We start from the raw sequence: 12,878 nt of genomic DNA, 5'->3' as shown, positions 1-12,878 counted from the left end.
ACGACACGTTAGAATACGGACTATCTTACAAGAAATAAAAATGCCGCGGATGTTGCCACCCGCGGCATTTTTTATGTCGTCTTTCGACTGTCTACACCTTAGAAGGTGAAGATAGCGTCGAAACCGTACAGGACGATGTCGTCGTGGGTGCCTTCAGCGTAAGGCGTGCCACCGGCACCATCGAGGTCGTCGAACTTCTCGAAGCGAACTTCCGGACGAACGGTGATGTTCGCGGTAGGCTTCCAGTTCAGACCAACGGTCGTGGCGTAGTAGTTACCTGGGCCGAAGCCAACACGGCTACCATCTTCGTCACAGAACCATTCAGCACGGATACCAGCCGACCAGCAGTCGTTGATTTCCTTGAACAGGTACTGGTTAACACCGTACCAGTAGTTGGCTTCTGCAGCACCGAGGTTGGACTGAATGCCCAAGTCGTGCTGGAAGACGTAGCTGTAGCCACATCCGATGTCATGAGTCAGCACGAAGCTGTTCATGTAGATGTTACCACCGTTGGTCTTACCCCAGTCGCCGGCGTTGACAGCCCAAGTGACGGTCGTACGATCCGACAGGTCGCGGCTGATACCACCGAGGAAGGTCGCTTGAGCTTCCCAGTTGTCGAAAGCCGTGTCCCAACCTTGAACGTAACCGCCCCACAGGGTCGTGTCTTGGATACCGCTGTACGTAGCGAGCACACCACCGTGGGTGAATGGTTCGCCGTAGTTCATCGTGTAGGCGTACGAGGTGAAGAAGTTGTCAGGAGCCTGAACCACTTCGTAACCAATGATGGTGTAGAAGTGACCGACTTTGACTTCCCAATCGCCCCAAGCAGCCGTCACGTAAGCCTGTGGAATGGCCGAACCGTAAAGGTCTTCGCCATCAGCCGTGGTGGCCGAGTTCCAGCCGTTGTCCCAGCGATATCGATCGCCGTAACCGAAGGCTTGCGTGTCTGGACCGTCAGCACCGAAGACTGCGTCAACTCGGTAACCGAGATCGAAGCAGTAAGTTTCGGCGTCAGCAGCCTTTTCAGCGTAAATCCAAGCTTGGTTCAGCGTGGCAGCGTTCGAGATCTGACGGAAAGCGACAGGAGCGTTGCCGTTGTTGGTGTTAACGCCACGGAAGTTACCGTAGTAACCACCGGAGATCCAACCACCAATGGTCAGCCCGCAATCGTTTTCGCCGAACAGCGTCCAGGGATCGCCATGTTCGCAGCAACCAAACCAATCCATGCCACCACAGCAGCAATCGCTGTAGCAACCACAATCCGAAGCACAGGTCGGAGCTGCATCGCAGCCACAAGCTACGTCCGTCGCACAACCACAATCGGAAGCGATTGCGTTGTAGCTCACTTGACTGGCGTCGTAGTAGCCAGCTTCCTGAGCCGAAGCGACGGTCGAACCGCCGACCATCATTGCGGCTGCCAACATGGCGGCCTTCCAATCCATTTTCATCGTAAAACTCCCTCCAATTCCCAGGAATTCGTGAGCGTCCATAACGCGAATTACCCAACCCGCCGCTCGGAATGCTTAAACGCCCGTGTCCATCGGGGCGGGTAATAAAACTTACGCGTCCCATCGAACCTCTTTATTGATCTTCTGAATGACTTGCCTGTCAGGGCAAAACCAGAAGATCCATCGCCGCCAAGGGGCACGACAGGAGGTGCGTAGCTTCTCGCAGCTAGTCCAGGTTTAGTTGGTTTATCGAGACAGACGCCGAGGAAATTCACTCCGCTATTCTTCGCCCGGTATCTTTGCGATATCCGCAAAAGGTGCCTAAGTGCCCCTTTTTGACATTTGGACGAGAACTAAACCCTTATGTGGCGGTGGGTTTGGTCTAATGGTGGGGGTATTGGCCATGATTTAGTGTACAGATGTGCGTGCAAGTTGGCCTAAGTCGACAAATCACTTGAGTTATGTCGATGATTCGGTAACAATCAAATTGAAATACAAAGCAGCCAGCTTTCTTAGCCAACAACTCATCTGTGCCGGCTCTCGACTCGCCCGGAAGGTCTATTCGTATGAACAGTTATGTTTCTCGCGCGACGAGCGCACGTCGCGGTTTCACACTTGTGGAACTCTTGGTCGTTATTGCGATCATCGGAATTCTCGTCGGTTTGACGCTCCCAGCCGTTCAGATGGCTCGCGAAGCGGCTCGACGTGCTCAGTGTCAGAATAATCTGAAGCAACTGGGGATTGCTCTCAATCTCTACCTGTCAGAAAAAGGGAAACTTCCACCTGCTGTTGATGCGGCTAGATTTACTTGGCTCTCAAAGATTTTGCCAGAACTTGAACAAAGTGCGCTGTACGAAAGCCTGAACTTCGATGCGTATGCTGACGATCAAGCTTTTTTGAATCAACAGTTAGAAATCCTGCAGTGTCCATCTGATCCAGAAATGGGGGACTTTGCCTCGGTTCAGGAAGTTGGCATTACGAACTACGCAGGTGCCGAGGGCTGGCGTTCGCTTGTTGCTGGACAGCAATTTAATGCAAGTGACAACGATGCTGCCTCTGGTAGTTTCACGCGCCCTGCATTCGTCAATTCGTCCACTACGTATTTCACACGGCCGGTAGATCTTAGCGGCATGTTCCGTCCAGGTCCGACGCGTCAAACGTCCACGGCTAACGTGAAGGACGGTATGTCGAACACCGTGATGGTCGCCGAAGTTGCCGCTGCTGGATTTACGACTCCGTCTGGTGGAGATACAACGCAAACCAATGAAGGTTCACCGGCGTTTATCACTGCTGGTAGCGCTCGCTCTTCATTCATTGGTTACTACCCAGGAGCGACTTCAGCACCGACTGATTTGATTGACTCCGCTGGCTATGTGCCAACCTCTGGTACTCCAGCGTCTACGTTGTTTGCTCCACTGTTTATTTCGGTGGACGCCATCAATACGACGGCCCGATCGGCAAGCACGCGTCATGCTACGCTTCAGTGTGTGAACGGGGACGGTTCGGTCGCTTCCATTCCATTGACGATCGACAACACCGTTTGGATTCAGCGTACCGCCATGGCTGACGGTACCGTGATCAACTAAGTTGGCGCCGCTGGCAGCTAAGAACAAACAAAAAAACGGGTGCGATAAATCGCACCCGTTTTTATTTCTTGAGATGTCCGAACAACAATGCCTAATAGGCTTTGGCGATCACCATTCGCTTGGCAACGTCCTGTCCTGTGAAAAGGCATTTTCCTGGCTCTTCCTCGCCATCTACAGGAATACATCGCGCGGTGAGCTTAAGCTTTTTCAGCTCTTCTTCCACTTCTGGAACATCCGCGCAGTGGACGAACGCGAAGCCGCCATGGATTTCAGGTTTGTTGTCGCTTTTCGGCGTGAACCATTTCTTAAGTTCATCGACGCTATCGACTTTGCGCGAGTTGTCGTCGCGGAGCTTCTTTGCCTTTTCAAACAGGCCGTTTTGAATTTCAGCCAGCGTATCAGCAATTTCAGCAACAAACTGATCGACGGGGATTCCCTGCTTGTCCTTCGGGCTCTGATCGCGGCGACCTACGAAAACGCTGCCTGAGGCAACGTCGCGGGGGCCAACTTCTACTCGAATCGGCACACCCCGTTTAATGTGGTGCCAGGTTTTTTCGCCACCACGCAAATCGCGGTCGTCCATCATCACACGAACCGGCGAGCCATCGTAAGTCTGACCCTTAAGCTTCGATTCCAAATCGTCGCAGAACTGGAGCACGGCAGCTTTTTCTTCATCGCTACGGTAGATCGGCAAGATCACAACATGCTTTGGAGCCAATCGCGGTGGGACAACGAGCCCGTCGTCGTCACTGTGCGTCATGATCAGCCCGCCGACCAGACGCGTGGAAACACCCCAGGAAGTGGTCCAGGCGAACTCTTCGGTTCCTTCGGCTGATTGGAATTTGATTTCCTGGGCCTTCGAGAAATTTTGCCCCAGAAAATGGGAAGTACCAGCTTGTAGGGCTTTGCGATCTTGCATCATTGCTTCGATGCTGACCGTCATGTTGGCCCCTGGAAAGCGTTCCCAGGAAGGCTTTTCCCCTTTGATAACCGGCATGGCCATGTAGTTTTCGGCAAAGTCCGCGTAGACTTCGAGCATTTGTCGTGTCTCTGCGAGGGCTTCTTCTTCCGTCGCATGGGCCGTATGGCCTTCCTGCCAAAGGAACTCGGCCGTCCGCAGGAACATTCGCGTGCGAAGTTCCCAGCGCACTACATTGGCCCACTGATTAATCAGGATCGGCAGATCACGGTACGATTGAACCCATTTCGCGTACATAGCCCCAATGATCGTTTCGCTTGTGGGGCGAACGATTAGCGGCTCGTCCAGTTTGCCGGCAGGGACCAAGCCGCCATCGGGACCAGGCTCGAGTCGGTGGTGCGTAACAACGGCGCATTCTTTTGCAAAACCTTCCACATGTTCTGCTTCCTTTTCGAGAAAACTCATCGGAATGAAGAGTGGAAAGTAAGCATTCTCGTGGCCGGTGTCTTTAAACATGCCGTCGAGAACTTTTTGCATGTTTTCCCAAATGCCCCATCCCCATGGCTTAATCACCATGCACCCTCGCACGGGGGAGATCTCTGCCAGGTCGGCCGCTTTGATGACCTGTTGGTACCACTCGGGATAATCGACTTCTCGGGTCGGGCTAATTGCGTTCTTGGGCGCCTTGGCCATCGGGATGCCTATGCTTCTAGACGTTAATAAAGGCAGACTTTGACATTACGGAGGAACGGCATTCTAAAAAAATCTGCGATATGGGGACAGCCGAGGTGTCGGTGTGGATCCATGCAACCTGAAAGGCGGGTCCTTGTTGAGAATCTGGGGCGTCTCTAGAATCGCCAGCGTCTTACCTTTCGGGGGGACCGCAAAAAATTGAGCCGGGATGGCCAAACCAATATTAGATAGACAGGACTGAGGATGTCGCGACGAAGCGTTACGCAGCTGGGCGAGAACGAAAACATCAACGAAGTTTACGTGGCATCAGGCAAGCAATTGCGCCCCAACCGTCAAGGGAATCTTTACCTTCAGATGCAATTGTCCGACAAGTCAGGTTCGGTCAATGCAATGATGTGGAACGCCAGTGATGCGATCTACAAGCGTTTCGAGGATGGCGACTACGTCCGCATCCAAGGAACGTCGCAGTTCTACAACGGAGCGATGCAAGTGATCGTTTCGCACGTTGAACGTATTGAGGCCAAGGATGTCGACGAGTCTGACTTCATGCAGGTCAGCCCGCAGCGTATGGATGAAATGCTGAAGGAGCTGGGCGATCAATTGCGGGCAATCCGCAATATCCACCTGCGGAATCTGGCAGAATGCTTCCTGATTGACGAAGATTTGATCTCGCGATTTCGTAAGTCGCCAGCCGCGATCAAAAACCACCACGCCTATGAAGGTGGTTTGCTTGAGCATGTCGTCAGCCTAATCAAAGTCGCCAAAGCGATTGTCCCGTTTTATCCGCAGGTCGATGAAGACTTGTTGGTAATGGGTGTCTTGTTTCACGACATCGGCAAAGTCGATGAACTGAGCAGCGATAAGGGCCTGGCCTACAGTGACGAGGGGCAATTGATCGGGCATTTGGTCAGTGGTGTCAGCATTGTCGACCGTTTGACCGCCGAAGCGGAGAAGCTCTCTGGCGAGAAATTCCCCGAGGAATTGGCTTTGCGAATCAAGCACATGGTCGTCAGCCATCATGGCAAGCTGGAATTCGGTAGCCCTAAAGTTCCGATGACGGCCGAAGCTCTCGCACTTCATTACATCGACAGCCTCGACGCTCATATGCATGGCTTCGATAAGCTGCTCGCCGACGACATGAACAGCGATAGTAACTGGACGTCGTACAGTCCGCAGTTCGGTCGCAAGCTGTTCAAAGGAAGTGGCTCTTAACCGCTAATTGCGAGCAGTTTAGCGTTCGCGGATTTTCAGCGACATTTTATCCACGTGAGGCAATTGTCGATTCATTGTCGATAATTGCTGCGCTAATCGATATGAATTTCCGAATTCATTTAATCGGTTTTGTCACCGCCGAAATCGAGTTGTTGTTGCGCAAGTCATTTATGGGAAATGCCTTACGGCGATCACGTGGGTGGCAGTCTGCTGTCGTGGGGCGCCGCACAGTGGGCGAGTGAGGGTGTTTCAGATTTATGAGACCTTTATCACCGATTCACTACTTCTCAACGATCTCGTGCCATAACAGCTAATGTTCCGAAAGGTTTCCTTAAGCTATCGCTGAAACTTTTGCAGGATTGCAGCAAGTTTCGGCGGCCCGACGGCTGATTCCTTTCGAGTCCTCAGACCTTCGATCAGGATGGAGCCTGTCAAATTATGGGTGCCATGTCGCGAAATCGAGATCGGGTACGAACATTATTCTTCAGCGATCTGCATTTGGGTTGTCCCTATACTCGGGTCGAACCTTTTTTGGATCTGCTGAACGAACACGAACCACAGTACATCTATATTGTGGGGGACTTCATCGATGGCTGGCGGTTACGCAAGCGTTGGCACTGGGAGCCGGTGTATAACGCGATCCTCAGCCGGCTATTCGAGATGTCGCAGTCAGGAACCAAGATCTTCTATACGCCTGGGAATCACGACGATTTCCTCCGCAGCTTCCGATTCAAGTTCGACTTTGTCGACATCGCGGATCAGTTTATCCACCACTGTCCCAACGGTCGGCGCATTCTGGTAACGCACGGCGATAAGTTTGATCAAGTCGAGAAGAAAGCGAAGTGGATTTCCGTGCTCGGGTCGTTCCTCTATGACTCGATCTGCTGGGCAGACGAACGGATCAATCGCTGGCGACGTCATTACAACCTAAGCCGACTGCCGATTGCCGCTTCGATTAAAAAGAACGTCAAGTCAGCCGTTCAGTTCGTCAGCGATTTTGAAGATACGCTGATGCTGCATGCCAAATCGCTGCAGTGCCAGGGCGTCATTTGTGGCCATATTCATACGCCGATTGTAGTCGAAAAGCATGGCGTCACTTATTACAACACCGGCGATTGGATTGAAAACAGCACCGCCCTGCTAGAGTATGCCGACGGGCGATATGAGATAATCGAAGCACCCCATGAAACCAACCGGGATGCGGCCCAGGTAATCCCATTGGATCCGGCGGAAGTCGAGCGTCGCCGGCAGGAATTGATGGCTGCAGCACTGGGAGTCGATTTGCGGGGATCGGACGAGGCCCCCGTTTTAGCAGTTCCTTTTTCTGCGGATCAACCTGTCTGAGGACAGTTTTCGCGTATCAAGGATGAACCACCGAAACAAAGAAATTGTCTTGTTTCACAAGATATTCGCGGCTTATACATTACATTCACGGCGTCAGCGGTGATCGTTCCGCGAAATGGACTTGATAGGCATGAGGAGCATGCTCAAGTCGTTTCGCCTAAAGGATTCTTCCCAACTACCATGGCGAAAATCTTTTACAGCATGTCGGGTGAAGGGCGCGGACACGCAGCCCGAGTTCGTACGATGACGGAGCATCTTCGTCACGAGCACGAGTTGGTTTTGTTCGCTCCGAATGAAGCATACGACTTCCTCGCCCCGATTTATAACACTTCAGACTTTCCTGGAGTGGAAGTTCGCCGTTTGCCGGGCTTGAAGTTTTATTACACCAAACGTCGCTTGGATTTATCCAAGTCGATCTATCAAGGGCTCAAGTTCCTGGGGCAATTGCGACGGAATGTTCGCGAAACGTCGGAGATCCTCAAAGCAGAAAAGCCTGACTTGATCGTCTCCGACTTCGAGCCGATCTTGCCCAAAGCAGGCAAAGCGTGCGAGATTCCGGTCGTCAGCTTGAACCATCAAGACTTTCTGTTGGCGTACGACTTATCGTCGCTTCCGGCCAGTTTGCAGTGGTATGCGTGGGCGATGGGGTTTGTCGTCAAGGCGCATCATGTCGAGAAGCAGTCGACGGTCGTATCGTCGTTCTTCACCCCTGAGCTTCGGCCGGGTTACAAGGATGTGGTTCAGGTCGGCCCCCTGCTCCGCCCCGACGTGTGCAACGCCACGCCGTCGGAAGAAGGTTACATCCTCTCGTACGTGCGAAAGGCAACCACCGACGATACGCTGCAACTTCTCAAGTCGTGCGATCGACCAGTCAAGGTGTATGGTCTCGGAAAACGCCCCAGCGATGGTCCGCTGACGTTCCATGAAATTGATGAGCAGAAGTTCACCGAAGATTTTATCCACTGCGACGCGTTGATCGGCGCCGCAGGCAATCAATCGCTCGGCGAGGCGATCTACTTGGGCAAGCCAGTGTTGGCATTGCCAGAGTCGTCGCACCACGAGCAGATGATCAATTCCCACTTCCTGAAAGAGATGGGTGTGGGAAGCTGGACCGCGATCGAATCGTTCGCGAAGTCCAATCTCGTTTCGTTTCTCGACGGAATCTCAAAATTTCGCGAGAATCTGGCCGCATACCGTGGCCAAACCAACGGAAATCCGCCTGCTTTGGCGGCCATTCGTAGGCATTTGCCATCCGCGACGTTGGTCTAATCAATTCTCTCTAAATCGCCAGCAGGGCGGTTCTTATGATTGCTCGCTTCTTATGCGAGCCGTAAACTTGGAATATGGAAATAGAAGAAATCGAAGCAAAGATCCTTAGTCACGTTAATCAGCCGAATTATCAGCCGGTCAAGCCGAAAGTTATCGCCAAAAAGCTAGGCGTCACCGAGGATGACCGAAAACCGTTCAAGCGAGCCCTCAAGCGGCTCATTCGCAAAGGATTGGTCCGCTACGGCGCTAATCATCTAGTTAAAAAGCCATCGGTCGAAGATGGCGAGAAACGGATTACCGGACGCTTTCAGCGCAACGCCAAAGGGTTTGGGTTCGTACGGCCGCAGAACATTGCCCCCTCTAAGGGACGCGAGGCTGACGTCTTTATTCCTCCCCGGAGAGGAATGGATGCTGCCACAGGCGACTTGGTGTTAATCCGCACGTACCTCGGCCGTGGGCCAGGAGGCGATCAGCGTCTATGTGGCGAAGTGGTCGAGATCGTCGAACGCGAGACGCACCGTTTCGTGGGGACCTATTACGAAACGCACGGCATGGCGTTGGTTCAGGTCGACGGCAAGATCTTTGCCCAGCCGATCCCCGTCGGCGATCCCGGCGCAAAGAATGCCCAGCGGGAAGATAAAGTCGTCATCGAGATGGTCCGGTTCCCTTCGCATGCGCATGATGGCGAAGCGGTCATTGTCGAAGTGCTCGGCAAACGGGGCGAACCTGGCGTCGACTTGTTGTCGATTATCGTCGAATACGATTTGCCTCGCGAGTTTCCGGAAGATGCCCTCGAAGTCGCACGTCAGCAGGCCGATTTGTTTGACGAATCGATTCCGGAAGGTCGCCGAGACTTTACCGCCGACACGGTCATTACCATCGACCCGATCGATGCACGCGACTTCGACGATGCGATTAGCCTCGAGAGGCTCGACAACGGACATTGGGTTCTCGGTGTACATATCGCCGACGTCTCGCACTTTGTTCCCGAAGGTAGTGCGCTGGATGCCGAAGCGCGAAATCGCGCGACGAGCGTTTACCTGCCAGACAAAGTCATTCCGATGTTGCCCGAGACGATTAGTAACAACTTGGCCAGCTTGCAGCCTGACAAAGTTCGTTTCACGCGAACGGCCATAATCGAGTTCACGCCGGAAGGTGCGCGTGTCGGCACTCAGGTATGCAAGGGAGCCATTCGCAGTAAACGCCGCTTCGCCTACGAAGAAGTCGACGAATATCTGGCCGACCGCGAGCCCTGGAAAGAAAAACTGACGCCGAAAGTGTTCGACCTATTGGGACGCATGTACGAGCTTTCCATGATGCTTCGCAAACGACGGTTTGCTCGCGGCAGCATGGAGTTGAGCATGCCGGAAGTGAAGCTCGACATCAATAAAGATGGCGAAGTGACAGGTGCCCATACGGTCGAAAATACCGAAAGCCATCAGATCATCGAAGAGTTCATGCTCGCCGCGAACGAAGCAGTCGCGGAAGCACTTGCCGATCGCGAACTGTTTTTCCTACGCCGAGCTCATGCTTCTCCAGACCCGAAGAAGCTGGCTGACCTGACCGAATTCGTCCGTGACTTGGGAATCGAGTGCGAGAACCTCGAAAACCGTTTCGAGATCATCCGCGTGCTCGACCAAGTTAAAGGTAAGCCAGAGCAAGCGGCCGTCAATTATGCCGTACTCCGCAGCATGCAGAAGGCGGTCTACAGTCCGGAAGAGATCGGTCATTACGCGTTGGCGAGTGAGAACTACTGCCATTTCACCTCTCCGATTCGTCGATATCCAGACCTCACGATCCACCGGATGTTCGATCAGATCGAGCATGACGTCCGTCCGCCGCAAGATTTCGGGCAGATGCAAGTCGAAGGCGAGCACTGCAGCGACCGTGAACAACGAGCCGCCGATGCCGAACGCGAACTGATCAAGATCAAATTGCTCACCTACATGAGCACGCGAATTGGGGAGGAAGTCGACGCGGTCGTGACCGGGGTCGAGTCGTTTGGGTTGTTTGTTCAATCCTTGGAAGTCCCTGCGGATGGCCTGGTGAGAATTGATTCGCTGAACGACGACTACTACCGCTACGACGCAACGACCCACAGCCTGGTCGGGAATCACGAAGGGAATTCGTTCCGGCTCGGCGACGTGCTGACGGTACGGATTGCCCGAGTCGATCTCGATCGGCGGGAACTCGACTACCAGTTCATCGAGAAGACCGGCGAGCAAAGCACTAAGCAGCCTGCCAAATCGCTTGGTGGAAAGTCTGGCGGCGGCAAATATAAGCCGAAAGTTCAAAGCTCGAGCATGAAGTTCTCGACGCAGTCGAGCCGGCCTAAGAAGGGGGCTCGTGGGGGAAGCAAGTCTGGCAAAGGGACTTCTCCCTCGCGTCCAAAGAAGGATAAGCGATCTAAACGCCGCGGCCGATAAGCTTTGTCGATCGCGGTTCTTGTGGGTTTTTGCTGTGTCGGTAATACTTGCGGGTCGGTACTCGCACGTTTTCCCCATGCATAACGACCCATCCCATGACGCATCCTTGGATCGCCGAACGCACCGCATCTTTCGACTCAAGTGGCATTCGCAAGGTTTTTGATCTTGCGGCGAACATGACTGACCCGATCAATCTTTCGATCGGTCAGCCAGACTTCGATGTCCCACAGGAAGTCAAGGATGCCGCTGTCGATGCGATTCAGGGCGGAAAAAATGGCTATGCTTTGACCCAAGGGATGCCGATTCTGCGGGACAAGCTGCAAAGCCAGATTGACGACGAATATGGTCACGCTGACCGCAAAGTGTTCGTCTCGTCGGGGACGAGTGGTGGTTTGGTGCTAACGATGTTGGCGATGGTGAACCCCGGCGATGAAGTGATCATCTTCGATCCGTACTTCGTCATGTATTCTTCGTTGGTGAAGCTGGTTGGCGGCGTTCCTGTCGTGCTGAGCACCTATCCCGATTTTCAGATCGACGTCCAGAAAGTTGCCGACGCGGTCACCGATAAGACCAAGCTGATTCTTTTGAATACGCCCGCGAATCCAACAGGAGTCGTGGCTCAAAAGGAAGAAGTGCAAGCGCTTGCGAAGTTAGCCGAAGAGAAGAACATTGCGATTATCTCGGACGAGATCTACCGCGTGTTTACCTACGACGACAGTTTCTGTTCGCCGGCATCGTTCAACGAGAACACAATCGTCATCGATGGCTTCTCGAAAAGCTACGGTATGACAGGGTGGCGTTTGGGCTTTGTGCATGGTCCCGCGGCCGTCATCGATACGATGATCAAGCTGCAGCAATACACGTTTGTTTGTGCTCCGCAGCCAGTCCAATGGGCCGGTGCCGCGGCCATGGAAGTCGATATGTCTTCCCACGTCGATGCGTACAAAGCGAAACGTGATCGGTTGATCGATGGGCTTTCCGACTTGTACGAAATCGCCAAACCAGGCGGCGCGTTCTATGTCTTCCCGAAGGCACCTTGGGGAACAGGAACCGAGTTTGTTACCAAGGCAATCGAAAACAATTTGCTGATTATCCCTGGGAACATTTTCAGCGGTCAGAACACGCACTTCCGGATCTCGTACGCGGCGTCCGATGCAACGATCGATCGTGGGATCGAAGTCTTGCGAAAGCTGGCTCAAGCGGGCCGCTGAGATTAATGCTGTAGCGAGAACGGCTGCGATGGCTTTTCGGTTTCGATGCCATTCAGTCGGGCTAAGATGTCTTGCAGGATTCGTTGCTCCAAAAGCACATCACGGCAAAGCGGAATCCAGCCGTCGGTGCGTGGACCCAGCTCTGGTGTGCTTTCACCGCTTCGCAACGTTCCATCAAACCGGACGCCGTCCAGGGCCATCTGAGCATTCGATGGCCCAGTGACGTCTTCCATTTCTTTGTGGACTTCCACCCCAATGAAATAGCCGTCTTGTTCCGGCATCACGCGAACGATGCAGCGTCGGCGAATCGTTTGCAGCGTGCTTTCCAATTTCTCATAGCCACGCGTCGAATCGGTGTGCCATGGCTCGAGCATCGTGCTGCCGATGCGGGGGTAGGTTTCGAGATAGCCTTCGGTCAATTGTCCAGCGACGACACGAACACGTTGTTCCCGTTGAATTTTAAAATGGGTATCGACCGAGTCGACGATCTGTTCCCACATCAGTTCGTGGTCGCGGATCGGAACGAAGTGAGGATTCTGGACCGGCTCGCGAGGCGCACTTCCAGCGTGATGCAAAAGCGGCACGAAGCTGCTGCACCCGAGACTGCTGACGAGCAGGACACAAACTAGAGGAAACCACCTCACCAAGTCGAAACTCCCTTTCCGACGGAACTTTGGGAGCGGGAGTTTGACGAATCGCCCGCATGGTAGCAAGGTCAAATCGTTTTCGTGCTAGCACGCACCTTCGAAATGAAAAAGGCCGTGAGCATG

The 12,878-nt window shown here is 53.5% G+C and carries 9 protein-coding genes; 6 read left to right on the top strand and 3 right to left on the bottom strand.

Features of this window, described 5'->3' with window-relative positions; genetic code table 11:
* Positions 1-98 precede the first annotated feature (98 nt).
* Positions 99-1,448 carry a porin gene (locus LA756_RS08645; protein ID WP_224439471.1) on the bottom strand — a complete coding sequence of 450 codons (1,350 nt, stop codon included), beginning with the start codon at positions 1,446-1,448 and terminating at the stop codon, positions 99-101.
* 566 nt (positions 1,449-2,014) lie between these two features.
* On the opposite strand from LA756_RS08645, the gene LA756_RS08640 reads away from it, so the two are divergent.
* Entirely contained in the window at positions 2,015-3,034 is a 1,020-nt protein-coding gene (locus LA756_RS08640) for a DUF1559 domain-containing protein (protein WP_224439470.1), read from the top strand.
* 91 nt (positions 3,035-3,125) lie between these two features.
* Here the strand turns inward: LA756_RS08640 and proS are convergent, their stop codons facing one another.
* Positions 3,126-4,646: a proline--tRNA ligase gene (gene proS / locus LA756_RS08635; RefSeq protein WP_224439469.1), complete on the bottom strand. Its 1,521-nt coding sequence runs from the start codon at positions 4,644-4,646 to the stop codon at positions 3,126-3,128.
* A gap of 243 nt (positions 4,647-4,889) precedes the next feature.
* On the opposite strand from proS, the gene LA756_RS08630 reads away from it, so the two are divergent.
* From LA756_RS08630 to LA756_RS08610, 5 genes are all read left to right on the top strand, one after another.
* On the top strand, positions 4,890-5,858 hold the full coding sequence (locus LA756_RS08630; protein WP_224439468.1) for a 3'-5' exoribonuclease YhaM family protein: 969 nt from the start codon (positions 4,890-4,892) through the stop codon (positions 5,856-5,858).
* 447 nt (positions 5,859-6,305) lie between these two features.
* Positions 6,306-7,202 (top strand): UDP-2,3-diacylglucosamine diphosphatase, encoded by an 897-nt coding sequence (locus tag LA756_RS08625; RefSeq protein WP_224439467.1) that lies wholly within the window; start codon positions 6,306-6,308, stop codon positions 7,200-7,202.
* A gap of 180 nt (positions 7,203-7,382) precedes the next feature.
* The gene (locus LA756_RS08620; protein ID WP_224439466.1) at positions 7,383-8,471 is read left to right on the top strand and encodes a glycosyltransferase family protein; all 1,089 of its coding nucleotides are present in this window, start codon (positions 7,383-7,385) and stop codon (positions 8,469-8,471) included.
* A 74-nt stretch (positions 8,472-8,545) separates the two neighbouring features.
* On the top strand, positions 8,546-10,897 hold the full coding sequence (gene rnr, locus LA756_RS08615; RefSeq protein ID WP_224439465.1) for a ribonuclease R: 2,352 nt from the start codon (positions 8,546-8,548) through the stop codon (positions 10,895-10,897).
* A gap of 95 nt (positions 10,898-10,992) precedes the next feature.
* A complete protein-coding gene (locus LA756_RS08610; RefSeq protein WP_224439464.1) occupies positions 10,993-12,108 on the top strand; it encodes a pyridoxal phosphate-dependent aminotransferase in 1,116 nt (371 codons plus the stop codon).
* 2 nt (positions 12,109-12,110) lie between these two features.
* Here LA756_RS08610 and LA756_RS08605 read toward each other — a convergent pair whose 3' ends face one another.
* Positions 12,111-12,752, bottom strand: coding sequence for a hypothetical protein (locus LA756_RS08605; RefSeq protein WP_224439463.1), 642 nt, complete (start codon positions 12,750-12,752; stop codon positions 12,111-12,113).
* Positions 12,753-12,878 lie beyond the last annotated feature (126 nt).

The sequence above is a fragment of the Bremerella sp. TYQ1 genome (assembly GCF_020150455.1).
Taxonomy (GTDB): Bacteria; Planctomycetota; Planctomycetia; order Pirellulales; family Pirellulaceae; genus Bremerella; species Bremerella volcania_A.
This window is presented reverse-complemented; position numbering and strand designations above follow the sequence as displayed.